We start from the raw sequence: 24,438 nt of genomic DNA on the forward strand, positions 1-24,438 counted from the left end.
CTTGGAAGTCTTTGCTTCAAGCGACTTTTTCGTACAAAAACCACAGCATTCTATGAGCGAATTGCCGGATAATCAAAGAGTGGTAGTGACAGGCCTGGGCGCCGTCACCCCTATCGGCTTGGATGTCGATAGCTTCTTCAATGGCCTGATCTCAGGCAAAAACGGAATCAGCCGCGTCGACGCTTTCGATACGGAAAAGTTTACCTGCAAGATCGGTGGACAGATCCGCGATTTCGATCCCGCCGCCGCGATGGACCCCAAGGAAGCGCGTCGCAACGACCGTTTCGTGCAGTTCGCCTTCGCGGCAGCCAAGGAAGCCGTCGAGCAGTCCGGACTCGAGTTCGACAAGGAGGACCCCGAGCGTATCGGCGTTTTTGTCGGCTCTGGTATTGGCGGCATGGATACCATGGAAAAGAACGCCCAGAAGCTGATCGAAGGCGGTCCGCGCAAGGTGTCTCCTTTCCTGATCCCAGCTCTCATTTCCAACATGGCTTCCGGCGTGCTCGCCATCGAGTACGGAGCGATGGGGCCGAACTTCTCCATCGTCAGTGCCTGCGCGACGGGAGCTCACGCGATCGGCGAGGCGCTCAAGACGATCCGACTTGGCGAAGCCGACGTGATGATCTGCGGCGGCAGCGAAGCGACCATTACGCCTCTCGCGTACGCGGGCTTCTGCTCGATGAAGGCGATGACTACCAACAACGACGACCCCGAGCACGCCAGCCGTCCCTTCGACGCAGGTCGCGACGGTTTCGTGATGGGTGAGGGCGCCGGCATCATCGTGATCGAGTCGCTCGAGCACGCCAAGAAGCGTGGAGCCAACATCATTTGCGAAGTGGCGGGATACGGCGCTTCTTGCGATGCGAACCACATCACTGCTCCGCACCCGGAAGGCAAGGGACTGATCTCGGCCATGAAGCGGGCCTTGCATTCCGCGAACCTAAACGCTGAGCAGATCGAGTACATCAACGCTCACGGCACTTCGACGCCTTATAACGACAAGTTCGAAACGGCTGCGGTTCGCGGTCTGTTCGGAGCTCATGCGGATAAGCTTATGATCAGCTCGACGAAGTCCATGACGGGCCACCTTCTCGGGGCTGCTGGCGGTATCGAGTCGGTTGCCTGCGCCAAGATGCTGCAAGAAGGCAAGATCGCTCCGACCATGAACTTGCAGACTCCGGATCCGGATTGCGATCTCGACTACGTGCCGAACGAAGCCCGCGACGCGAAGCTCAGCGTAACCATGAGCAACAGCCTCGGATTTGGCGGCCAAAACGCCTCTTTGATTTTCCGCTCCGTGTAGTTGGACCATCGATACTTATCTCTCCCCTTTAACTGATATAAAAATGGAAAAGACATTCATCATCCTGAAGCCAGACTGCATGGAAAAGGGCCTCGCTGGCCAAGTGCTCGCTCGCTTCGAAAAAGAAGGTTTCGAAATCGTGGCCAGCAAGATGTCCAAGCTTGGCTCCGACATCCTGCGCGAGCACTACGCTCACGTGGCGGACAAGCCGTTCTTCCCGGAGATCGAGGCTTTCATGAGCTCGCGTCCCGTGATCTTCGTCGCTCTGCAGGGCGAGAACGTGATTGCTCGCGTGCGCGATCTGCTCGGCCCGACGGATTCCACCAAGGCTCCTGCCGGAACGATCCGCGGCGACTTCGGTACGGACATGATGCGCAACGTCGTCCACGCTTCCGACGGTCCTGACACGGCGGCGGCGGAGCTCAAGCGCTTCTTCTCCGACGACGAGATCTACGCGTAAGCGAACTGGATACCGATCGAATTTAAGAAACGCCCTGCGGAAGTGGGGCGTTTTTTTGTGCGTCACGCAGGGCAGCCGCGCTGGGAGGCTATTCTACGGAAACGGTGACGGAGAAGGCTTGGGTTTCTCCGGGGCCGACGTGGTGGAGGCCGATCTCGTTTTCGGGAGCGTTGGGCGGTCCCATCCAGGGCTCGATGCAGAAGAAGGGGGACTTGTCCGATTCGGTCCACGTGACGAGGGCGTATCCGGGATTTGGAGTCGCTTGGGTTCCGACCTCGATTTTCAGCCGCGAGTCGTCTTGTTTGCAAACGCACTCGACGAGGGGCTGTGTAAGTTGGTAGTGGATACGGTCGACGATGGCTGGGTTGGCGATCGATTCGACTTTCTTGTGTCCCTTCACGGGGTCCAGGCTCCCGTCGGGCGCGTGGCGAACTGCTTTTTTGGCGGGGATGCGCAGGTCGTAGTCGGCCCGCGTGGTGCCGTCGAGCCAGGGAATGGTGAAGTAGAAATGATGTCCGGCTGACCAAGGGATGCTTTCCTTGCCGTGGTTGGCTAGGCGAAGCTCGACGCTGAACTCCTTTTCCTGGAAGCGGTAGATGACTTCGAAGTCGTAGTCGAAGGGGTAGGCTTCCTGGTCCGCTTCGGTTTGGGTTAGCTTGGCGGCGAAGCCGGTTTTGTCCACGCGAGTGATTTCGAAGGCGTTTTGGCGGGCGATGCCGTGCATGGGCATGGGCCGCGTCTTGCCGTCGGGAGCGACCCACTTTTGGATTTCGCCCTTGGAGTAGGTGCGGGCCGAAAAGGGGAAGAGGATGGGGTTGCCGCCGCGGGCTTTGACGAGCTTGTCGATGGAGTCGATGTCGGGCCAGTGGATGATGTCGCGGAAGGTGCCGTCAGCGTAGCTGAGGTTCCAGTTCATCAAGCGGGCTCCGCGAGTGGGCGAGGCTAGGTAGGTCGAGGCGCCGACTTCCCAGCGGTAAATGGTTTCTCCAAGGTACTCTATTTCCTCCATGTTAGTCGTGGGGACTAAAGTGCGTTTTGTGGGATTTTGGAAATCAAAAGTTCAGGAAAGAGAACTGCAACGGGTCGGTCTTGCATTTCGTCTTTCGAGACGACACTGTTCTTCAACCCATGATAATTCGTTGTTGTACCCTGATTTGCTTCGTTGTGATGGCATCGTTCGCGAATTCGACCGCCTCGGCCCAAGTTGCTGCTGGGGACGCTGAAAACGCGGAATCGAGCAAGGCTCTCGAAGGGAAGCCCCAGGATGCCTCCTCGAAGTTTTACGTGATTCCGGTGCAGGGGCCGATCGGCCAGCCTACCTTGTACGCGATTCGCGGCGGGGTGAAGACGGCCATTAGCGAGGGTTATGACACGGTAGTGCTGGACATGAAGACGCCGGGAGGGCGGCTTGATTCGACCTTGGAGATCATGGAGATCCTCGACCGTTTTCCGGGAAAGACGATCACTTACGTGAACGACGAGGCCATTTCGGCGGGCGCCATTATCGCTTCGGTGACGCATGAGATCTATTTCACGTCCAAGGCGGTGATCGGCAGCGCGGAGCCGGTGACGGGGCAGGGGCAGGACATCAACGAGTCGATGAAGCGCAAGCTCATGTCCTACCTGAATGCCAAGATGGAAGCCTACACGGACCAGTACCCGTTTCGCAGCGACGTGATTCGGGCCATGATGGATCCGGAGTTCGAGTTTAAGGTGGGGGACGAGATCATCTCGCCGAAAGGGGAGCTGCTGAACCTGACGGCCAAACGCGCCCACGAAGTGTACGGGGACCCGCCCATGCCCTTGCTCGGTTCCGGCATCGTGGATGACTTGGATAAGTTGATCGGTAGTTTGGCGATGGATACGGATCCTGTGGTCACTCGCTTCGAGGCTTCTTGGTCGCTCAATCTCGCCGAGTTCATCGTCGGCTTGGCTCCATTCCTGTTGGCGGTCGCGGTGATCAGCGTGTACGTGGAGTTCCAGTCTCCGGGGTTCGGGGTGTTCGGGATTGTAGGCGTGGTCTTTTTCTTGATCGCTATTTTCGGCCACAACGTGGCGGGACTTTCGGGGCATGAACCCTTGCTCCTGTTTATCATCGGGGTGGCGCTTTTGGCGCTGGAGGTTTTCGTGGCGCCGGGCACCCTGTTTTTCGCCATTCCGGGATTTGTCTTGATGCTGGCGAGCTTGGTTTGGGCCATGGCGGATATCTGGCCTGCGGAAACCCCGGACTTCGTCTGGAGTTGGGAGATGTTCGAAAAGCCGGTCCAAAACCTCATCGGGGGCGTCTTGATGGGGGTGGTCGGAGTGCTGGTGTTGGCTCGGTTCCTGCCGAAGACCTTTCTCTGGGACCGCTTGGTGCTTAAGGAGTCGATCGCGGGTGTGGGCAGGGAGGTCGAGCTTCCGAGCGAGGCTCCCGTTGAATCCAGCTTGGTGGGGGCGATCGCGGTGGCCGCTACGGATTTGATGCCCGGGGGACAGATCGAGATCGAGGGGCGGCGCTTCGAAGCGAAGCTCAATTTTGGATCGGCAGATCGCGGAGCTCAGGTGCGGGTGCTTGCGAAGTCGGATTTTGGATACGTCGTGGAGCTGGTGGAATCATGAGCGTAATAATCGGTTTAATGGTGCTGGGGCTCGCCCTCATCATGTTGGAAATTTTCATCCCGGGCGGAATCGTTGGGATCTTCGGCGGGATCAGCCTGCTTGCGGCGGTGGCGTTCGCGTACGAGACCTATGCGATCGAGGGAGCGATTATCGTCTTTGGCGTGGGGCTCGTTGGAGTCATTGCCTGCCTTTGGTTCGAATTCAAGGTGCTGCCCAAGACGGCGGCAGGTAAGAGGTTCTTTTTGCAGGACCAAGTCGACGGCAAGAGCCAGCCGGACGTTTGCAAGAGCGAGCTGGTCGGCAAGGAAGGGGTCACCGCGACCGTGCTTTCCCCCTCCGGCTACGTGGTGGTCGACGGTCAGAAGTTCGAGGCGTTCTCGCGTAGTGGATTTCTGGAGAAGGGCGAACTGGTGAAAGTCGACTCCTTCGATGAATTTAGAGTAACTGTATCCAAATTATAAATATAATGAGTAGCACAATGATCACAATAGCCCTCGTTGTCGCGGGCATCATCGGACTGGTAATCTTCCTCTACCTGCTGTCCTTCTTCCAAACTTGGCTTAAGGCGATCCTTTCCGGAGCGGGCGTGAGCTTCACGACTTTGGTCGCGATGCGCTTGCGTAGCGTTCCTTACGGTACGGTGGTCGATGCGAAGATTACGGCGATCAAGGCTGGAATCGACCTGCAGGAAGGGCCGCTGGAAGCGCACTACTTGGCGGGCGGCAACTTGATCCCAACGGTGCAAGCGATCATCGCGGCCAAGAAGGCCGGCATCAAGTTGGAGTGGGTGCAGGCCTGTGCCATCGACTTGGCGACCAAGGGCTCGGGCAAGTCGGTCGTGGAAGCGGTACGCACTTCGGTCGACCCGAAGGTTATCGATTGCCCAAGCCAAGACGGCCCGAAGAAGTCGATCGACGGGGTTGCCAAGGACGGCATTCAGGTGAAGGCCAAGGCCCGCGTCACGGTTCGCACGAACTTGGATCGTTTCGTAGGGGGCGCGAAGGAGGAGACGATTATCGCTCGCGTGGGCGAAGGTATCGTAACCACCATCGGTTCGGCGGACAGCTACAAGAAGGTTTTGGAAAGTCCGGACAGCATATCCAAGGTGGTGCTGCAGCGCGGCTTGGACGTGGGCACGGCTTTCGAGATCCTTTCGATCGACATCGCCGATGTGGACGTCGGGCAGAACGTGGGCGCCATGCTCCAGGAAGCCCAGGCGGAAGCGAACAAGAACATGGCTCAGGCCCAAGCGGAAATCCGTCGCGCCGCGGCGGTTGCCCTTGAGCAGGAGATGCAGGCCCGCGTGCAGGAAATGCGCGCCAAGGTGGTAGAAGCGGAAGCTCAGGTGCCGCTGGCCATGGCGGAAGCGTTCCGTAGCGGAAACTTGGGCATCATGGACTATTACAAGATGAAGAACGTCGAGTCGGATACGCGGATGCGCGACTCGATATCGGGCACGGGCGAGAGCGAAAAGGAAGCCCGCTAATCGGCCATGGATTGGCTTTTTGACAATCTCGGGAAGTTTGCCCCAGTCGTAATCTTTCTGCTCTATATGATCTCTTCCCTCAAGGGGAAGCGGCCAGAGGAGGAAGAGGAGTACGACGCGGACGCGGCGGAACGAGCTCGCAAGATCCAAGAGGAGATTCGCCGGAAGATCCTGGAGCGCCAGCGCGAAAGCGCCGGACCGACGGCGGAGCCGCCGAGAAGCTTGGTATTCGACGAGCCGGAGGAAGTGGAAGCGATTCCAGAGCGTCCGGTTGCGGTCCCTCGCCGACAGGAACCGGCCGTGGAGGCCGTGGAAGAGGTTCCCTACGGGCAGGCCGATCCGTTCGAGAAGCGCCGCTTGGAGATCGAGCAGAAGCTCGAAGAGGCGAAGAAGGCTCACCAGTTGGCCAAGGAAAAGGCCGGCTCGATCGCGAAGGCCAGGTGGCAGGTGCCGATCAGCGAAAGCTCTGTATCCGGCGGCCAAATACGTCACCGCGTTAAGCGGAGTTTGGGAGATCGAGGTTCGCTGAAGACCGCCATCGTGTTGCGCGAAGTTCTGGATACGCCGGTGGGCATGCGCTGAGATCCGTTGGTATCTTATATTTCGAGGCCGCTTTCCTTTGGGGAGAGCGGCCTTTTTGTGGTCGGATGGGCAGGGGTGGGGCGTTGGTCTGTCGCGGCGGTCCAATGGGAAGGCACGAAAAAGCCGCAGCGATTAGGCTGCGGCTTGTCTTGGGAAATTGCTGATGGCGGTTTAGTCGACCTTGTGCAGGTGAACGTCGCGCTGTGGGAAGGGGATGGATACGCCTTCCTTGTCGAGGCGTTGCTTGATGGTCTTCTGGAAGTCGAAGAAGACGCCCCAGTAGTCTTCCTTCTTGGTCCAAGGGCGAACGTGGAAGTTGACGCTGCTGTCGGCGAGGGCCGATACCACGACTTGCGGGGCTGGCTCTGGGAGTACGCGCTCGTCGGCCTTGAGGACGTCCTTGATGATGTCGGTCACCTTGTCCAGGTCGTCGGAATAGCTGACGCCTACGGACATGTCGACGCGTCGAGTGTCGTTGGCAGTGATGTTGGTGATGCTGCCGGACATGATGGCGGAGTTCGGGACGATGATCTTCTTGTTGTCCGGGCTGTGCATGATGGTGACGAGCACGCCGATTTCCTTGACGGATCCGACGTGGCCGCCGGCGTCGATGACGTCGCCGATGCGGAAGGGGCGGAACATGATGATGAGCACGCCGGCCGCGAAGTTGGAGAGGGAGCCTTGCAGGGCGAGACCGACGGCGAGGCCGGCGGCACCGATGATGGCCACGAGGGAGGTGGTCTGGAAGCCGATTTGCTGGATGGCTGCCAGGATGACGGCGATCATCAGCATGTAGTAGAGGATGCTGCTGCCGAAGGAAACGAGGGCCGGGTCGACCTGCTTCTTTTCCATGGCTTTCTTGACGCCGTTGCGGATTTTGCCGACGACCCACTTTCCGATTACGAAAATGAGGATTGCGGCGATGAGCTTGAGGCCGTTGGCGGCTGCCCATTCGATGATGCTGTTGATTCGATCTTCGGTGAAGAAGGCCGTGATGCCGTCATTTGAGGATTCCGCTGACTTGGCGGCGCTAGTTGCTGTGTCGATGTTTTCTTGTGCCATATAGGATGGTTTTTGTTGGTGGTGGAAGGAACTGTAAGAAAAATGGTAAAGCGGGTTGCTATCCAGTTTTTTCTCTTGGTAGTGAGCGATTTACGAAGAGAGCTTACGCCCCGTATTCGCCAGATTAGACTAGGGCGAAAGTCGTAAAGTCACAAGTTTTCCGCTAAATTTACGCGGAAGGCCTTGGAAGCCTCAGAACCCTTCGGCGACGAGCTTGGGGGAGAGCTCCGTTTCGAGCTCGTCCTCCTCGGCTTCGACCAGGACGCTGTCGCCTTTCATCGGGTACTCTAGGACGAAGTCCTTGAAGTGCAGCAGTTCGAAGCGGCCGTCCTCGTGCTCTACGATCGCGGAGAGGGATTCGACCCAGTCGCCCGAGTTGAGGTAGTGCAGCTTGTCGAACTGCTTGTCCGCCGGGGTGTGGATGTGGCCGCAGATCACGCCGGTGCAGCCGCGCGATTCGGCGAGCTTGGCCAGCTTTTCCTCGAAGTCGGAGATGAAGCTTACGGCCTTCTTGACCTTGGCCTTGATGGCCTTGGAGAGGGAGTAGTATTCCTTGCCGCGCCAGGAGCGGTACTTGTTGTACCAGCGGTTGAGGCCCATGAGCATCTTGTAGCCCCAGTCGCCGAGGTGTGCGAGGAAGGTGAAGTTCTTGGTGATGGTGTCGAAAACGTCGCCGTGCAGGACCAGGTAGCGGCCATTCGGGTTTTCGTGGATGTAGTCCTCTACGATCTTCACGGTGGCGAACTCCATGGGGAGGAAGCGGCTGAGGATGTCGTCGTGGTTGCCGCGCAGGTAGATGACTTCCTGCTGCTGCTTCTCGACTCGCTTGAGGATGTAGCGCACGAATTTCGTGTCCATCTTGCTCCACTTGCTGCCGCGGCCCAGCTGCCAGCCGTCGATGATGTCGCCGTTGAGCACGAGGCGGTCGCAACGAGTGTTTTTGAGGAAGTGCAAGCACTCCTTCGCCTTGCAGTTCAAGGTGCCGAGATGGACGTCCGAGATGAAGATCGTCTTGAATCTGAGCGGAGGCTTCTTCATGAGTTGCGAGCTGACCGAGGAGGTTTGGTGCGGTGACGCTCTTTTTAATGACGCTCGAAATGGGTGGCGCGAGTCAATTGTTTTCGCTGGAAGGAGTTGTTGCCGACACGTAACGGCCTAGTTGCGCAATAGTCACAAATGCGAGGGAACAGACAGGAAAAGGAGGCGGAGGATCGTCCGCTGGAGCGGATTTATTGCCTGAGCGGATGCACCGCGGTCGGCAAGACCGAGCTGGCCCTGCAGTGGGCGGAGCGCGAGGGGGCGGAGATCGTGAACTGCGATTCGCTGCTCTTCTACCGCGGCATGGACATCGGTACGGCAAAGCCGACTGCGGCAGAGCGTGCTCGGGTGCCGCACCATTTGATCGATTTTTTGGAGCCTTCGGAACCGATGGACATCGGTCGATTCGTGGAGGCGGCGATCGCGAGCATCCGCGAGATCCAGGGGTGCGGCCGCAAGGCGCTGGTGACGGGAGGAAGCGGGTTTTACTTGAAGGCTTTTTTTGCTCCCGTGATCGATGCGGTGAGCGTTTCGGAGGCGACGGTGGAGCGGGTGCGTGCGTTGATGGAGACGGGCTTGGAGCCTGCGGTCTCGGAGCTGCGACGGCTCAATCCCGAGGGCTTGGACGGTTTGGACGCCGCGAATCCGCGTCGGGTGGCCAAGGCCTTGGAGCGCTGTCTGGAGTCGGGGCAAACCTTGCTCGAGCTGAAGGCGGCCTTTGCTGCCCAGACGAACGCTCTGGTGGAGGCTCCCAAGTCGCTGTGCATTCTCGAGCGCGAGAAGGAGGAGCTGAACGAGCGGATCGGCCAGCGGGTGTCGATCATGTTGGACGCGGGCTTGGTGGCGGAGGTGCAGTCTTTGTTGGAGCGGGGGATCGAGCGGAACCCGAGCGCCTGCAACGCTATCGGCTATCGGGAAACGATCGCGTATCTGAGGGACGAATACGATTTGGAGGCATTGGCGGAAAAGATCGCCACCAATACGCGTCGCTTGGCCAAGAAGCAGCGGACTTGGTTTCGCGGGCAGTTGCCGGAAACGGGCCAGCGCCTGGATCTGACGGGCGGACGCGAGGTGGAGCTGGACGAGTTGTTCGATCGTTGAAAGCTCGGGTTGATCGCCGGAAGCGATGCTGAACCGAATTTTGCCTCGCCACCAAGGAAACGAGACTGCAATGCTGCCCGAATCATGAGTGAGATGAACGAACGCGAAGAGGAACAAATCGTCGACCTGGATACCTGTCCCAAGAAGAAGTCGATATTGATCGCCGCGGCGATTACGGCCGTGCTCGGATTTGTCGGCTATAGCTACCTGTTTCTTTGTATCCACTATATTATCGGCGGATTTGCGGCAGCTGGCGGTTTCGCGAAGCGTCACAGCATTTCGATCTCGGCTGGAACGGGAGCGAAGCTGGGGGCGGTTTCTTCGTTCCTGGGCATGCTGGTGGCATTCACTGTTTTCGCTATCGTGTTCTACAACGGTTTTGCCGAGGCGGATTTCGAAACGGCGCGCGAAGAGATCTTGCGTAAGTTCTACGAGGACGGTCAGCCTGAAGCCGCCGAATTCGCGGAGAATTTGACCTTGGAGCAAGTGCGTCCGCTGGTGGTGGGAGTGATGCTCGCTGCCGGTTCTGCTCTTTCCCTTATCCTCGGCGCGTTGGGTGGCGTGATCGGCGCCAGCGTCTTCAAGCGAGGCCCGCAAGCGCGATAATCTGAACCTAAGCTATCATGTTCGAAATCACTGTATTCGTTTCCCAAGAGGAATTCGCAATTTTGGAAGAAGCGGTCTTCGAGGTTGAAGACGCGACTCGCTGGAACCTCTTCGAGGACTTCGAAGCCAAGGGGTACCGCGTGCAAGGTATCTACGATACGGCGGCGGAAGCCAAAGCAGCTTGGGCGGAACTATCCGGCATCGCCCAGGTGACGGGCGATGCGAAGCTGCGCGAAATCCAGGATTCCGATTGGAAGGACAGCTACAAGGAGCACTTCAAGCCTTGGGCGATCGGTCCGCTGCATTGGGTGCCGGTGTGGTTGAAAGGTGAATACGAACTGCCAGCAGGGCACGAAGCGGTTTGGCTGGATCCGGGCATGGCGTTCGGTACGGGCAACCACGGTACGACGCGCCTGTGCGTGGAGCGCTTGATCGAGGCTCGCGAGCGGATCGGAACCGATAAGATCGGAAGCCTCAAAGTGGTGGATGCAGGTTGCGGCTCGGGCATCTTGGCGATTTCGGCGAAGCGACTCGGTTTTGGCGAAGTGACTGGTTTCGACAACGATCCGGACGCGGTGCGCATCGCCGTGGAGAACGGGGAGCTCAACGAAACCCCGGAAGTGCCTTTCACGGTAGACGACTTGGAGAGCGGTTTTTCGGGACAGCCCTACGATCTCGTTTTGGCGAATATCCTCGCGGTGGTCTTGATCGAATTCTGCGAAACCATCGCTCCCGTAGTTGCGGAAGGGGGCACCTTGATCTTGAGCGGTATCCTAACGCACGAAGCGGAGAAGGTGAAAGCTGCCTTTGCTCCGCTGCGCGAGTGGAAGGACATGCAGATCCACGAGCTGGGCGAGTGGTCGAGCGTGACGCTCCTGGCGTAGCGCGAAACGTTAGCCCGCGGCGGCGCTGTAGGATCGCTTCAGCGGGCCGTCCTCCGAAGCTCGCCGCTGGCGAGCTTTATTTTTGGAAGCGCTCCAGCAGGCGAGGGCGGTAGGCCTTGGCCCAGCCCGGGATGCTTTCGTGCTCGTCGGTCAGTTGCTTGACTGAATCCGGGAGTTGGATACCGGCTGCGTGGATGTGGTCGAGGGCGACACTTGCTTGGAGGCTGAGGATGAGTTCGTTCTCAGGATAGCGGGCGTAGGAGACCAGAATCTCCATCGCTTGGTCGCGGGCCTGACGATCTTTGCTGTGCAAGGCTACGAGTTCGGCGGCTACCACGGCCAAGCAAGCTTCGTCGTGCTTCGTGGCAGCGACGGCTTGCGGCAAGGCGGCTTGGATTTCCGCAGCGGTCGCGGAGAGCAGCTCTATGAGTTTCCAGTATTCGGGAATTGGGTACGTTGGTAGCTCGCTCCGGTGAGAGTTCGGCTCGAAGTAGGAAGCGAAGGCTTCGGCTGGAGATTCGCCGGCGAGGGCGACCTTGCGCAGGATGGGCTCTGGAATGAAGGAGAGGTCGCGAGTGCGGCTTTGGTGGGCGCTGAGCTCGGCGCGGAACGTGGATAGGATTCCTTGGTAGTCGGGGCTTTCGGCTAGGTTGACGGTCTCGTGCGGATCGTTGACGAGGTCGAAGAGTTCCTCGGAGGGGTGAGGCTCCCAGAAGGCGGATTGTAAGGAGTCGAGCTTGCCGTCCTTGAAAAGCTGATACCACTGGCTCGTGGTTTGGGTCTGCTGTTGGTACCAAAGGAACTGGCCGTGCGGCAGGTGCGGATAGTAGTTGCGGATGTAGACGTAGCGTCCGTCCGTTACGGTGCGGCACTCGTCGGTGCGTTCGTCCATGCGGCCCTTGAATCCGTAGGAATAGCGAGGCGCGGCTGCCACGTTTTCACCAAGGAAGGCTTGGCCGTGGTAGTAGTCGGGAGCCTCGATCCCCGCGAGGGCGAGGGTAGTGGGGGCGAGGTCGACGAAGCTGACTAGACGATCGCTCTTGGCGCCGGGCAGGTAGTCGCTAGGGGCGAGGTGGCGGAACTTTTCAGGGATGTGGGCGATCATGGCGACGTGGAGGCCAGACCACCCGGGGAAGCGCTTGGAGCGTGGCATGCCCGACCCGTGGTCGGACCAGAAGAGCACGATGGTGTCGTCGGCGAGGCCGGCCGCCTCAAGTTCGTCGAGTCGGTCTTGGAAGTAGCGGTCGAGTTCGCTCAAGCGGTCGTAGTACTGGGCCCAGTCCTTGCGGACCTCGGGAGTGTCGGGATGGTAGGGAGGGACGGGGGCGAGGGCGGGGTCGTGGTGGGGATTTTTGTTTTCGTTGCGGATCTTGCTTTCATGGGTGCCGGTGAAGTTGAAGACGGCGAAGAAGGGCTGCTCGGGGTGGGGACGGTTTTTCCAGTGGGCGGTTTTGGAGGAGTCGTTCCAACCTTTGTCGCCGGTTTCCAGATTGTAGTCCTCCTTGTTTTGGTTGGTGGTGTAATAGCCGGCTTCGCGCAGGTAGACGGGGAAGAACTTGAGGTAGCTGGGCGACGGGACGCGACTGCGCATGTGGTGGGCGCCGAGGCTGGGTGGATACATGCCGGAAATTACAGTGGTGCGGGCGGGGGCGCAGACCGGGGCGTTGGAGCTGGCCTTGGTGAAGAGGAGGCTGCGGGCAGCGAAGGCGTCCAGGTTGGGGGTGGTGGCGTACTCGTCGCCGTAGCAGCCGAGGTGCGGTCCGTGGTCTTCGGCGGATATCCAGAGGATGTTGGGGCGATCGTCCGCGAAAAGGACGCTGGCGAACGCAAGCAGGCACAGGAGCAAGGGGGGGAGGGGGAATTTCATAAGGAGAAGGTTAGGGGGAGTTGGGGAGAGCGCAATTGTAGTTGGGCTCTATTTCATGTTGGAAAGCGTGACGCGTTCCTTGGGAAAGGGGGGGCAGGCCTTGTAGAGGGAGACTGGATACTTGCGGCGCGGTTTAGTAGGTGATGCGGCCGTTCTTGAACCAGTGACTTCCCGTGTAGTCGCTGGTTTCTTCCGGCTTGCTGTTGATCCAATAGAATTCGCGATTGAACATGGTTTCGGGAACGTAGTCTTTGGCGAGCTTGGCCAGTGGGTAGGAGCTGAAGAGTCGCCGCAGCTTCTTGTCGGTGGATTCTAGCAGGAAGGTCCCCTTTTCGCGGATGAGCACGACCCAGGCGTGCCCTCCGCCCTTGTGGGTTCCGGTTACGACTCGGGCGTCCTCTCCCATTTCGATGAGCCAGTCGGCGAGGGCGATGGCGTGGTCCTCGCAGTCGCCGCGTCCGCGCTGGAAGGCCTCGTAGGAGGTTAGCCAGACTTCTTGGAAGCCGGCGAAGTTGTCCTCGTCGAGCTGATACTTGAGTCGCATGGTGAGCACCTCGTGCGGCATCCAAATTTCGCTGACGTCGAATGGCTTGTAGCCGACGAGAAAGCAGTTCTGGAAGTGGTGCTTGAAATCGAGTCCGAGCTTGGAGGCGGCGAACTTTTGCTGGTTGGCGTCGATGAAGTAGTAGCCTTTGTCCTGCTTAATATCCGGCGAGTTCTTGGGTTTGTTCTTGATATCTCGCTCGCGAATGCGGGTGCGGGAGGAGAGGGAGCGAGCCAGGGCGTCGGCGGGAAGGACGTAGGGCCGCTCGTCCTCCGTCTGAGTGGCGAAGTCCAGCAGAGTCAGCTCTAGCTCGTCCACGAAGATCGTATCCGAGGCTTCACTACGATCGGGAAGTGTCGGGGGTTGGGGCGGGCGTTCCTCCAAGCCCTGTTGGATGAAGAGAGCAAGGGTCCAGCAGGCTAAAGGCAGGACGATCCAAAAAAGTTTGAGCGGCTTTTGCTTCACTAGGCGCGCAGGCCGAAGGATATGATGATGGCCACGAATAGGAGCAGGCTGGAGGCGAAGATGGCGACCGAGATGTTGTTCTTGCCGAGCTCTTCTTCGATATCGATTTTCTTGAGTAGGTAATGGTCGATCAGTTTGATCGCGTAAACCCCGCAGAAGAGCGAGATGATGGTGTAGGTAACGCTGAGTAGCAGGTTGGCGAAAGAGGCGAGGAGGAAGTGCAAATCCATGGCGATAGGGTGGAGGGAATTCGCGGGGGAGTGAAGCGCGAAATGCGGCGACGAGGTTGGGCTTGATTCTTTGGGCAAGTCGGGACTTGTTGGATACATGAGCGCATTGCTGAGTGGACGGGAAATCTTGATCGTTGAAGATGAACTTTTGCTGAGGAAGCGTTTGACGGCTTACTTGGAAAGCCAAGGGGCGGCCTGTACGGCGGTAGGAACCCTGCAGGAAGGGCGCAATGCTTTAGAGAACTTGCCGTTAGATTACGTCTTGGCGGATGTTAACTTGCCGGATGGACTGGGCCTGGATCTGATCGAGGTCGCTCAGGAGCAGGGTGAAATCCCGATCGTGATCATGACGGCGGATGGAGGCGTAGCGGTGGCGGTGGATGCGATCCGTCGCGGTGCCAGCGACTACCTGGCCAAGCCCTTCGATCCGCAGGAGCTGCCGTTGGTTTTGGGGCGAGCTCAAAGCGGGCGTCGCGAGTCGCGCTTGAAGCGTCACCGGAATCGCCCGAGCAATCAGGCGTCTTCGGACGAGGGTCTGTTTTTCGGGGAGTCGCTGGAGGCTTTCCGCGGTCAATTGGAAAAGGTGATCGAGGCGGACCGCCGCCTGACCGATAAGCTGCCGCCGGTATTGATCGAAGGGGAAACGGGAACGGGGAAGTCGAGTGTTGCCCGTTGGTTGCATGCGAACGGTTCGCGCAGCGACAAGGAGCTGGTGGTGGTGAATTGCGCGGCTTTGCCGGAGCAATTGGCGGAGTCGGAGCTTTTCGGGCACGAGAAGGGGGCGTTCACGGATGCCAAGCAGGCCCGCATCGGCTTGTTCGAGGCGGCGGACGGCGGGACTCTCTTTCTGGACGAGATCGCGAGCTTGAGTCCAGCCTTGCAGGCTAAGGTTTTGACGGCGATCGAGGACGGACGGATTCGCAAGGTGGGGAGCAGCAAGCAGATCGACGTGAACGTACGTCTGATCGCGGCTTCGAACCGCTCGCTCAAGGAACTGTCCGCTACGGGAGAGTTCCGCGAGGACTTGTACCATCGGCTCAACTTGTTGAGCTTTACGATTCCTCCCTTGCGCGATCGAGGCGATGACGCCTTGCGCTTGGCGGAGCATTTGCTGACCGGGCTTGCTCGAAAATATGGATACAAGAAGGCTTCCTTTTCCGAACGTTGCCGCAGGTGGATTTGCAATTACGAATGGCCGGGCAACGTGCGTGAGCTGCAGCACGAGATCGAACGGGCGTTGGTCTTGGGCGACCCGGAGTGCCTGGAGTTTATGGGGATGCCGGGAACCACAGGGAGCTCCGATGCGGCGACCTCGGATTCCAACAACGGGGACTGGCTGAACCCGGCTTGGTCGCTGCCGGAGGAAGGTTTTATGCTGGAAGCAGCGATCGATCGCTTGATCGATTTGGCGATCGACGAGTGTGGCGGGAATGTATCCAAAGCAGCACGACGTATTGGGGTGGCTCGCGACTACATTCGTTATCGCAAGACGAAGAAGGGGAAGTAGATTCCCGTCGCTAGGTGTTTGGCAATTCTGGGGTCTGCGTTTCGGATATCACGTCGTCTTCGCTCCAGTGGAGCCGATCGGGGCCTGCGGAGCGGACTTCGATGCGGTCGCGGCTGAGGGCGTGGAAGAAATAGGGTGTGCCCCAGCGGTCGACGACTTCGCCGTCGGCGTTTAGGTTGGGATCGTCGTCGGGGATGTATTGGATTTCTCTAGGATTCGCTCCTTGGAGGAAAGCGACGATTTCTTCGTTTTCTCCGATCGGGAGCTTGTGAAAAACGGTACGCGCCTGTACGAGCAGGTGCTCAATGATGCGGATGTCGGTTTGCGGATCGGAGGTCGGATTGTTGAGCGCGGCAAGGGCGTTGATCCGCGTGGCGGTTGTAGTTGGCTCGTCGGGAACCGTTATTTGCGGAGCTTTCGGTTTTGGGATGCTGCGAACGCGCTTGATCTCCTCAGGGCTTCGAAGGGGCGAGATTTGGCTGCTTTCAGCATCTAGGGGCGAAGGTCGAAAGACGGTGCCTAAGTAGATACCGCCGCCGAGGAGGGCGAGAGCGGCGATTGGTACGAACGTGTATTTGAATTTTGAGGACATGGGTGAGTTGCGAAGCGGAAGCAAGCTTCGCGGGCGAGCTTAGCTCATGAAGCCTAGGTTGGAGGTGGCGAAGTTTCCGATGTTGGGGAAGACGGTTGGGAGTTCGCTTTCGGGAATGCCGAACCAGCGGGCGAGGGTGGCTCCGTACTGGTCGACGGAGGTGGTCGGAAGCCAGCGGCCCCGTCCGGTGTCGTGGGCGCTGCCGAAGTTCAGGTCGGGGAAGTCTCCGTAGATTCGTTGTCCGTTTACGGCTCCGCCCATCACGATATGGTGACCGCCCCAGCCGTGGTCGGAACCGCGGCCGTTGGTGTCAAAGGTACGGCCGAAGTCGGAGGCAGTGAAGGAGGTGACGCAGTCTTGGGCTTCGATGGAGCCGAGCGCTTCGTGGAACCCTTTGATGGCGGAGTCGAGTCCGCCGAGAAGTCCGGCGTGGGAATCCAGCTGCGGACCGTGGGTGTCGAATCCGCCAGTAGCGACGAAGAAGACTTGGCGGCGTTGTCCGAGGGCCTTGCGCGATTGGATCATCTTGGCGACCATGCGAAGCTGGCGGCCGAGGCTGGAGTCGGGCAGCATTTCGAAATCGTTGGCGGTCGCGATGGCTTCGTTGAACGTATCCGCATTCTTGATCGCTGAGTTCGATATGTCGGCGAAGGCTTTTTCCATGAGGTTGGCGTAGTCCTTGTCGAGAAGTTGGCGGAAGCCTTCCGCTCGAGTGGTGGCGTGGCTGTCCCAGCCGTTTAGGATATCGTAGGTTGAGGATCCGTTGGAGTCGGTGCGGAAGGGGAGGAGAGTACGGCCGACCTGAAAGAAATTTGAGCCGGACAAGGAGACGAGCATGGAGATGCTGGAATCGTTGTGGGTGGAGTGAATCAGGTCCGCGATGCGTCCGCCCCAGCCGGTCGGGTCCACGGACGCGTTTTCGTTGATGGAGGTTTGCCAGAGAACCTGTTGGTCGCTGTGCGAGAAGAGGTGGTCGGGAATGGCTGCGGTTCGGTTGCGGTAGTCGGAAAGGGTTGCGGGAGCGAGCAGGGTGCCGACATTGGCGACCAAGGCGAGGTCGCCGGCGTTGAAAAGCTCATGGCAACCTGTCATGGAAGGATGGATACCGAAGCTTCGTCCGTCTGCATTGAGGGAGTTGAGGGCGAGCAGCTGGTTTTGGGGGATGGCGAGTTGCTCGCGTCCGGCTGCGTAGGTGGCGTAGGTGGCGGCGTCGCTGGGAATTAGCAGGTTGTTCGAATCGTTTCCGCCGTAGAGGAAGATGCAGACGATGGCCTTGTAGTCGTCATCGTCAGTGCCGCTTGCCGCAGCTGCAGCGTTGAGTTGGCGGAGGTTGAAGAGGGTGGAGAACAAGCTGGAGGTGCTTACTGCCGCGCAGGCCGAGAGGCGAAGGAAGCTGCGGCGGTTTACGTTTTTGAGATCGGTATCTGGATTCATGGTGGCCTGCGTTGATTTGCGTTTGAGAGTTGGCGAGTGGCGGTTAGGATTGCGGCGCCGCCCTACTTTTGAATGGAGAACTCGGGGCTGGTGATCAGCAGCTTGAGGGCGGTTTTTACCCGCTCTTCGGGTTCGTCGATGGTTTCGATTGTGGCTTTGACGATGGCTCTTGTTTCGGCGGTGAGGCTGCCGGACATGAGGAGAATATCGAGTTCGTCGAGTATGGCGTCCGTATCCGCAGCGATGGCGGTGAGGGCGGACAAGTTAGGCCGGATCGTGGTCGAGTAGCGCCACCAGAGAGGAACGTCCTCGCCAACCGTTTCGTGGAGGAAGTTCGCGGTGTCCACGGTTGTTATTTCCGTGGTGGTGGCGAATTCGGGCGCGACCAAGCCGCGATTCATCAGCTCTCCGGGCGGAGCGTAGTCCGGTTCGAAAAAGTTGAATACGCTGGGCGCTTGGAGAGGAGATTGGGCGAAGGCGCTTGTGGTGTTGGTGATCGGATAACGGCCGAAGACGGGGGGATTGCTGGAAGAGTCGGCCTCGAAACTGCGCAGGAGGTGCGTGAGCCGGAGGATGGGCTCGCGCAGCTTTCCGAAGCGGTTGCGGCCGTAGGTTTCCGGGGCTCGAGCTTCCGGATCGAGCAGGATGGCCTTCACGACTGCCGCCAGATTGCCGCGTACGCCGTTCCCATCGTTATCGTAGGTCTTTGCCACTCGATAGATGTATCCAGGACTTGGATTCGAAGTGGTTAGGCGTTGGATGAGACGGTATCCGATGAAGGGTCCGACGTTCGGATGGTCGGCGAAGTGCTTGACGGCTCGGCGAAGGTCTTCGGAGGGGGAAAGCCCTTGCGGCAAGGTGAACCCGCCGGTGAGAGTTTTCTTTCCGAAGTCGTGGTGCGCGTCGAAGGGAACCATGGGGGAGAAGTAGTCGGTACCGCCGTAGGGCGTGTAGTTGAAATTCTCGGAGCCGGCGTAGGTCCAACCGGTGAAGGCGCGGGCGAGCTCGATGATGAGCTCGTTGTCATAGGTCGGAATGTCGTGTCCGTTGGCATCGCAGAGGGGAGTGCCGTCGGGGTTGAGCATTATCAGACCGATAGAGAAGAGCTGCATGATTTCTCGGGCGTAGTTCTCGTCTGGAGACGACTTATCGCTGCGGATCAAGGTGAGGTACTCTCCCATGAGGGGGTTGAGGGTGACCTCCTGAAGGATTTGCTCGTAGCTGCCGAGACCGTTGCGGACAAGGATGTCGTAGTAGTTCGCGGTCGCGAGTCCGAGTCGACCAAAGGTGTTTTTGTCTGAGAGGACGACGATTTCACTAAGGGCGAAGGCGACGCGTTGGCGGAGTTGGTCGGGAGCGGTGATAGCGGTGGTCCACCACGTGACCAGACGTTCGTCGGAATAGGCCCGGAAATCGAGTTCGTCGAGGGCGGGGCGCAGGGCCAGCATTTGGTCCATGTGATACGACGGAGCGATGGCGATCTGTTCGTCGATCCATGCTTCGTATCCAATCTCCATGACACGTGCGATATCTTGCTTGGTGGGGCCGAAGGTTGCTTGGGCGAGGAAGCGCGACGCATCTGCTTCCGAAATTTGTCCCGGCGCTGGCTCCTCCCATTCTACCATCAGAGGCGGACGGCACGACGGGTCCGGATAGATGGCAGGATGGCTTTCGGCTGGCACGACCTTGACGGTGCGTACGACAGTTTCGGCGAAGCCAGTGCTCGGGTTGACCACTTGATAGCGAACGGAATAGGTGCCCGCGATCTCGGTGTTGACGTGGTTGGTTACTACAACTTGGTCGTTAATGTTTTGGCCGCTGCTGTTGACGGCGAAGAATCCGGGGTCGACGAAGGTGTCGCCGATGTTGAGGGTTGTAGTGGGATTACCCAGAACCACGATTTCTGGCGTGTCGATGACCGCATCCGCATCGAGGGGCGATAGGTAGGCGCCTTGGATGATTTTCATCTCTTCCTCGTCGGGACGGAGCCAAGCGACGGCGAAGTGGTCGTGCGAGCTATGTTCCTTGTGGCGGATTTCGAGGTAGTACTTTTGGTTCGCGTCCAGTTCGATCTCTGTAGATGTCTGGTATTCTGGATACTTGTCCCATTCGTATTGATTGGTTGCCGCTGGAGTGAAGCAAACGAGGGCTTTGCGTTCGGCAGAGTCGTCCGGGCTGAGCCAGAGTTCGACCCAATCGTCGCCGGTTACGCTGAAGCGATAGGTGCCGCTAACGGGCGGGTGAACATAACCGGTTACGAGGGTGCCGTATTTTTCTCCGCTGTTGTTGGTTTCCGTATCCAGCTGCGGGATCGGGCCTTGGGTGTCGGGAGCGTTGGGAAACTTGTCGCTGGATACGAGGTGTACCACGCGGTCGCCGGAAATATCGGTGTAGACCGAGCGGGTGGCGGCTCCGGTTCGGGTAGAGAGGGCTGCTTCGATGACGATGCTCATCTCATCAAAGATTTCCTCGCTTCCGTCGGAGGCGTAGAGGCGGACCGTGTATTGGCCGGGCGCGGACACGTGCACGTTGGTTTCCAGGTCGACGGTTGAACTGAAGCTAAGGGTTCCCGGACCGGAAGTTTGTTCCCAACGTGTCTTCAGGGAATCCGGTCCGTAGACTCGGTCTATGGCTCTGCCGCGAAGGTCGAAGGTGTTTTGGGGCCAGCGCTGGGTAATGTCCTTGGGCGCAATGACGATGAGGTTCTCGGATGCGGCGGGAGCCTTTGTCGCTGGTGAGAGGAAATTGCCAGCGATGACTTCGATTTGATCCGAGCCGGGGCGCTTCCATGCCAGTACGGCGTGGTCGCCGCCGCTCTTCTCGCGATGGAGGAGCTCGATCGGGTAGGCTTGTCCCGCGTTGAGGCGGATGGGGAGCGAGGCTTGGTCGGAGCGACGATCCCAGCGAAGATAGTCAGAGTAGCCTTCGCTGTTTATGATCTGTTGCAGTCCGTCGAACGATTGGCCGTTTGTATTTATGGATACGCGAGCGTAGTCGTCGGCGGATACGTAGAATTGGTAGTCGCCGCTTTCGGGAGCGATGAGGTAGCCCCGAACGCGGGTACCGTAGTAGTCGGCCCAGTGCCTAGGAAGATCGAACGAATCGATCGTATCCACGATATCAGGACTTTCGGGAAAGCGTTCGCTGTTGAGGAGATCGTCCATGCGATAGCCCGGCAGGTCTAGCCAGACTTCGCGGGTGATGGATCCGATGTTGTCCGCGTAAGCGGGCGCTACGGTTACGCGCAGGCTGTCTGTCGCGAAGTGACTGCCGTCTGACGCTGTGAGGCTGATCTGGTAGGTACCGGGTGCGGGGAAGGTGGCTTGGGTGGAGACGTCGAACCGAGTGGAAAACGCGACGTTCTCGTCCGAAGCGGACCATTGGTAGCTGAGCGTTTCAGGTCCCTCCTTTTGGTCGTAAACTCGCGCGAATAGGTCTACGGAGTCCAGTGGCCAGCGGATGGATTGGTCTTCGCCTGCGAGGACGAGGATTTCTTCGGCTGCTGCTGGGGCAGGGTAGACGGGGGAAAGGTAGCCTGCGGTGATGACTTCGCGCGGGTTGAGGCCGGGGCCGCTCCAGGCTACGGCCAGGTTGTCGGAGCGACTGCCCTCCTTGTGGAGAATTTCGACGAAGTATTTCTTGCCCGCTTCCAGAGCGATCGGTTGGGACTTTTGGTTTTCGTAGCGATCCCAGTAGCGCGGGCTAACGGCGTTTTCCATTTCCGCGATAAGGACGCTGTCTTCCGGTTTTTCGTTGGGAGAGAGATAGAGCTCTGCGGCATCGTTGCCTGCTAGCCAAAAATGGAAGGTTCCCGATGCGGGCGGGTGGATGTAGCCGATGATGTGAGTGCCGTAGTTGTCGGTCCAATTGCTCGGCGTCTCGAGGCTGGGAATGATGTCGTCGAAGCTCGGCGAGCTGAGTAGCGGGTCGGAAAGGAGAAGGCTTTCAATGGTAGATCCTTCGGCGTTGAGCCAAACGGAGCGATTGACGCCGCCCGTTCCAGCTGCGAGGGCGGGTAGTACGCGAATGGATACATCGTCGTAGTGGCTCATGCCGGAGGTGTTCAGCGCAAGTCGGAAGCTATAGGTGCCTTCGCCTGGTACTTTGACTGAGGTCGAAAGGCTGGCTGGATCTTCGATGCTGATACCTTCCGCATCGCCGAGATAGGTCCATTGTACTTGGTGGAAGTTATCCTCGCTACCGACTTCAAGGATCTTTCCGGTAAGGTCGAAGGACGTGGTAGGGGAGTAGTAGTGTCGGTCCGGCCCGGCGTAGGCGTACTCTGGCAAGGCGGTGTCTAGCGGGAGGGCGTTCGCGTTGCTTGGTTCCAAGTTTCCTCCACCGATGGGGGCGGGAGAATTTTCGTCGCCAAAGCTCCATGACACCTCGAAGTGGTCGTTGCCGTAGTACTGCTTGTGCAGGACCTCTACGAAGTATCGATTGCCGGCAGTGAGGTGGATGGGCTCGGAGATTTGGGACTCGTCCCTGAAGTCCCCTTTGGAGCGTCGGCCGGAGCGAGCAATTTCTTGCAGAGCAGCAGGGGAACTGTCGCTCGACAGGCTGAGCGCGGCGGAGTCGTCGGCTGTCAGGTAGAAGGTGTGCGGACCGGAGCGCGTGGGGATGAGGTAGCCGGTGGAACGTGAACCGTAGTTGTAGTTCCAATTTTCAGGTCCGGCGAGGGAAGGGAGCTGGTCGATGATGTGCGGGGTGTTGGGAAAGTCGCTGGACGCGGTCAGGTCGTCCACGGAACTTCCTTTGAGGCCGAGCCAGACTTCGCGGGTGAAGCCCCCCGTTTGGGCACTGAGGGGAGGGAGGACGGAGATGCTGACTGTATCCGATGCTTCGATACCGTTCGCCGTTACGGAGAGGTTGAACTGGTAGGTACCCTCGGTTGGAAGGGATACGGCGGTTTCCAGTTCAGTGGAAGCGGATAGGGAAGCGGCGGCGGGACCGGATAGTTGGGTCCAGGAAATGTTTTCTACGGTATAGGACTCTAGAAATTTGAGGGTCTTGCCGCGAAGGGTAAGGGAATGGTCGGGGCTGTGGATGCTGCGGTTAGGACCGGCTTCGACTACGAAGGCGCTCGCGGATTCGAAGTCTGGGGCGCTGGTTTCTGGCGATTGGGCGACGAAGAATTCTCCGCCAATCGTAGTGATGGGACCGCCTTCCTGGCTCCATGCGGCTCCGTGGAAATCGTTTCCGTAGCGAGCGACGAAGAGCATTTCGAGGTAGTAGTGTTTCCCTTTTTCCAGGAGGACGGGGTCGGAGATCTGCTCCGGGAACTTTGTCCAATCGCCGTCGCTCGTGTTTTCCGGTGTGAAGGCGATCAGGCTTTTGTTGGCCGCGGATTCGTCGGCGCTGAGGAAGAGGGCAGCATCGTCGTCGCCCATGACGTAGAAGGTGTAGTGGCCGGTATGCGGCGGTGTAATGAGTCCGCGGGTACGCATGCCGTAGCGATCGCCCCAATTTTTGGGGCCTTGGAGTTTATCGGTACTGCGGAGGAGGTGAGGGCGGGAAGGGAAGTCGTCCTGGTTGAGGAGGCCTTCGATCTGGTAGCTGTCGACCCCGAGCCAGATTTCTTGCGTAAAGGAGCCAGTGTTTTCAGCGAGCGGATCGAAAACGGAAACAGTGACGGTATCGCTGCGGGTTTCGTTCTGGTTGGATACGGTGACCTGAAAGCTGCGGTCGCCAGGAGTGGATGCGGTAATGGTGGGGGAGAGGGTGTCGGCTCCCGTTATTTGAGCGGTGGGTCCGGCCGTTTGAGTCCAGGAGATGGCGAGCTCGTCGAGCGAACCGCTTCGATACAAGGCGCTGGCTGCGAGTTGAAAGGTGTTGGCTGGCAGGAAGACATCCTTGTGGGCGCCGGCTTCGAGGTAGAGCTCGACGTTTGCATCGTAGGCGGGGGCGTCCTGGTAGGGAGTGAGCAGCGCGGTCGGGATGGCGCTGCGTTCGAAGCTACCGGGGAGTTCCCAGTGAACGTTTACGAAATCGCCGCCGCTGCCTTCCTTGTGCAGGGCTTCGAGGTAGTAGCTTTGTCCGGCGGTTAGGGCGATGGTGGGGGAGCGTTGCTCGGGATACTTTTCCCACTCGCTGGAGCTGGTGTATCCGGGAACGGAGGCGATGAGTTCCGCGGTCGATGCGGTTCCGTCGCTGCCGAAGTAGAGGACGCAATTGTCGTCGCCCTGTATCCAGAATGTGTATTCACCGCTTTGGGTGGGCTTTAGGTAGGCCCGCAATCGCGTTCCGTAATGGGAGGCGAAGTTGACGGGCGATCCGAAGTCGGAAAGCGCGTCGCGTAGGGTGGGGGCTTGAGGGTAGTTAGGGCTGCTTAGCAGGTTTTGGATCCCGCTGCCTTCGATGTTGGACCAGACTTCCCTGAGTACTCCGTTTTCCTGCGCGGTGGCAAGGTTGGCTGTGTATCCGATTGTCAATGACGCAAAAAGCGCGCGAAGGATGCGTCGGCGAAAAGGTTGGGTCACTCTCATGTAAGGCTCGCAGTTTAAGTTGGCGGTTTGGTTCGTTGAACGATTGCGCAAGGGAGCGGGGTGGGAGCTGACGACCAGGCGGAACCTTGCTCGGAGATCGGTGAAAAGACTAGCTCGCTCAATCATTAAGCCGTCCACTGAGTAATATAAATTTAAACACTGGAAGGGAGGTAGGCCTGATCGCCTACGGG

At 59.0% G+C, this 24,438-nt stretch carries 19 protein-coding genes; 10 read left to right on the forward strand and 9 right to left on the reverse strand.

The window, feature by feature from the left end; translation table 11 throughout:
• Positions 1 to 52: 52 nt before the first annotated feature.
• Complete coding sequence (gene fabF / locus QEH57_RS14275) at positions 53 to 1,303, forward strand: beta-ketoacyl-ACP synthase II (RefSeq protein WP_309007425.1); 1,251 nt, start codon at positions 53 to 55, stop codon at positions 1,301 to 1,303.
• Between the two features lie 43 nt (positions 1,304 to 1,346).
• Positions 1,347 to 1,763 (forward strand): nucleoside-diphosphate kinase, encoded by a 417-nt coding sequence (gene ndk / locus QEH57_RS14280; RefSeq protein WP_309007426.1) that lies wholly within the window; start codon positions 1,347 to 1,349, stop codon positions 1,761 to 1,763.
• 88 nt (positions 1,764 to 1,851) lie between these two features.
• Here ndk and QEH57_RS14285 read toward each other — a convergent pair whose 3' ends face one another.
• On the reverse strand, positions 1,852 to 2,772 hold the full coding sequence (locus QEH57_RS14285; RefSeq protein ID WP_309007427.1) for a hypothetical protein: 921 nt from the start codon (positions 2,770 to 2,772) through the stop codon (positions 1,852 to 1,854).
• A gap of 158 nt (positions 2,773 to 2,930) precedes the next feature.
• On the opposite strand from QEH57_RS14285, the gene QEH57_RS14290 reads away from it, so the two are divergent.
• The 4 genes from QEH57_RS14290 to QEH57_RS14305 all read left to right on the forward strand — a co-directional run bounded on the left by QEH57_RS14290 (position 2,931) and on the right by QEH57_RS14305 (position 6,432).
• Positions 2,931 to 4,364 (forward strand): hypothetical protein, encoded by a 1,434-nt coding sequence (locus QEH57_RS14290; protein ID WP_309007428.1) that lies wholly within the window; start codon positions 2,931 to 2,933, stop codon positions 4,362 to 4,364.
• The gene (locus tag QEH57_RS14295; RefSeq protein ID WP_309007429.1) at positions 4,361 to 4,825 is read left to right on the forward strand and encodes an NfeD family protein; all 465 of its coding nucleotides are present in this window, start codon (positions 4,361 to 4,363) and stop codon (positions 4,823 to 4,825) included. The genes QEH57_RS14290 and QEH57_RS14295 overlap by 4 nt, the downstream gene beginning before the upstream one ends.
• Positions 4,826 to 4,842: 17 nt before the next feature.
• Positions 4,843 to 5,850 carry a flotillin-like protein FloA gene (floA, locus tag QEH57_RS14300; protein WP_309007430.1) on the forward strand — a complete coding sequence of 336 codons (1,008 nt, stop codon included), beginning with the start codon at positions 4,843 to 4,845 and terminating at the stop codon, positions 5,848 to 5,850.
• Between the two features lie 66 nt (positions 5,851 to 5,916).
• A complete protein-coding gene (locus QEH57_RS14305; protein ID WP_309007431.1) occupies positions 5,917 to 6,432 on the forward strand; it encodes a hypothetical protein in 516 nt (171 codons plus the stop codon).
• 171 nt (positions 6,433 to 6,603) lie between these two features.
• Here the strand turns inward: QEH57_RS14305 and QEH57_RS14310 are convergent, their stop codons facing one another.
• Together QEH57_RS14310 and QEH57_RS14315 are read right to left on the reverse strand one after the other, a co-directional pair.
• Positions 6,604 to 7,494, reverse strand: a complete 891-nt coding sequence (locus QEH57_RS14310) for a mechanosensitive ion channel domain-containing protein (RefSeq protein ID WP_309007432.1) — start codon at positions 7,492 to 7,494, stop codon at positions 6,604 to 6,606.
• A 192-nt stretch (positions 7,495 to 7,686) separates the two neighbouring features.
• Entirely contained in the window at positions 7,687 to 8,532 is an 846-nt protein-coding gene (locus QEH57_RS14315; RefSeq protein ID WP_309007433.1) for a UDP-2,3-diacylglucosamine diphosphatase, read from the reverse strand.
• Between the two features lie 138 nt (positions 8,533 to 8,670).
• On the opposite strand from QEH57_RS14315, the gene miaA reads away from it, so the two are divergent.
• The 3 genes from miaA (at position 8,671) to QEH57_RS14330 (ending at position 11,123) form a co-directional block, all read left to right on the forward strand.
• The gene (gene miaA, locus QEH57_RS14320) at positions 8,671 to 9,633 is read left to right on the forward strand and encodes a tRNA (adenosine(37)-N6)-dimethylallyltransferase MiaA (protein ID WP_309007434.1); all 963 of its coding nucleotides are present in this window, start codon (positions 8,671 to 8,673) and stop codon (positions 9,631 to 9,633) included.
• A gap of 84 nt (positions 9,634 to 9,717) precedes the next feature.
• Positions 9,718 to 10,239 carry a hypothetical protein gene (locus QEH57_RS14325; RefSeq protein WP_309007435.1) on the forward strand — a complete coding sequence of 174 codons (522 nt, stop codon included), beginning with the start codon at positions 9,718 to 9,720 and terminating at the stop codon, positions 10,237 to 10,239.
• Positions 10,240 to 10,256: 17 nt separating this feature from the next.
• Positions 10,257 to 11,123 carry a 50S ribosomal protein L11 methyltransferase gene (locus QEH57_RS14330; protein WP_309007436.1) on the forward strand — a complete coding sequence of 289 codons (867 nt, stop codon included), beginning with the start codon at positions 10,257 to 10,259 and terminating at the stop codon, positions 11,121 to 11,123.
• Between the two features lie 76 nt (positions 11,124 to 11,199).
• On the opposite strand, the gene QEH57_RS14335 is transcribed toward QEH57_RS14330, so the two are convergent.
• The 3 genes from QEH57_RS14335 to QEH57_RS14345 form a co-directional block, all read right to left on the reverse strand.
• On the reverse strand, positions 11,200 to 12,990 hold the full coding sequence (locus QEH57_RS14335) for a sulfatase (RefSeq protein ID WP_309007437.1): 1,791 nt from the start codon (positions 12,988 to 12,990) through the stop codon (positions 11,200 to 11,202).
• A gap of 133 nt (positions 12,991 to 13,123) precedes the next feature.
• The gene (locus tag QEH57_RS14340) at positions 13,124 to 13,999 is read right to left on the reverse strand and encodes a transglutaminase domain-containing protein (protein WP_309007438.1); all 876 of its coding nucleotides are present in this window, start codon (positions 13,997 to 13,999) and stop codon (positions 13,124 to 13,126) included.
• Positions 13,999 to 14,229, reverse strand: coding sequence for a hypothetical protein (locus tag QEH57_RS14345; protein ID WP_309007439.1), 231 nt, complete (start codon positions 14,227 to 14,229; stop codon positions 13,999 to 14,001). The genes QEH57_RS14340 and QEH57_RS14345 overlap by 1 nt, the downstream gene beginning before the upstream one ends.
• A 97-nt stretch (positions 14,230 to 14,326) precedes the next feature.
• Here QEH57_RS14345 and QEH57_RS14350 point away from each other — a divergent pair, with 97 nt between their 5' ends.
• Complete coding sequence (locus QEH57_RS14350) at positions 14,327 to 15,736, forward strand: sigma-54 dependent transcriptional regulator (RefSeq protein ID WP_309007440.1); 1,410 nt, start codon at positions 14,327 to 14,329, stop codon at positions 15,734 to 15,736.
• 10 nt (positions 15,737 to 15,746) lie between these two features.
• On the opposite strand, the gene QEH57_RS14355 is transcribed toward QEH57_RS14350, so the two are convergent.
• The 3 genes from QEH57_RS14355 to QEH57_RS14365 form a co-directional block, all read right to left on the reverse strand.
• Complete coding sequence (locus tag QEH57_RS14355) at positions 15,747 to 16,328, reverse strand: hypothetical protein (protein ID WP_309007441.1); 582 nt, start codon at positions 16,326 to 16,328, stop codon at positions 15,747 to 15,749.
• Positions 16,329 to 16,367: 39 nt separating this feature from the next.
• Positions 16,368 to 17,762 (reverse strand): DUF1501 domain-containing protein, encoded by a 1,395-nt coding sequence (locus tag QEH57_RS14360; protein ID WP_309007442.1) that lies wholly within the window; start codon positions 17,760 to 17,762, stop codon positions 16,368 to 16,370.
• 62 nt (positions 17,763 to 17,824) lie between these two features.
• Positions 17,825 to 24,193: a DUF1800 family protein gene (locus QEH57_RS14365; protein WP_309007443.1), complete on the reverse strand. Its 6,369-nt coding sequence runs from the start codon at positions 24,191 to 24,193 to the stop codon at positions 17,825 to 17,827.
• Positions 24,194 to 24,438 lie beyond the last annotated feature (245 nt).

Source organism: Pelagicoccus sp. SDUM812005 (assembly GCF_031127875.1).
Classification (GTDB): Bacteria; Verrucomicrobiota; Verrucomicrobiia; order Opitutales; family Opitutaceae; genus Pelagicoccus.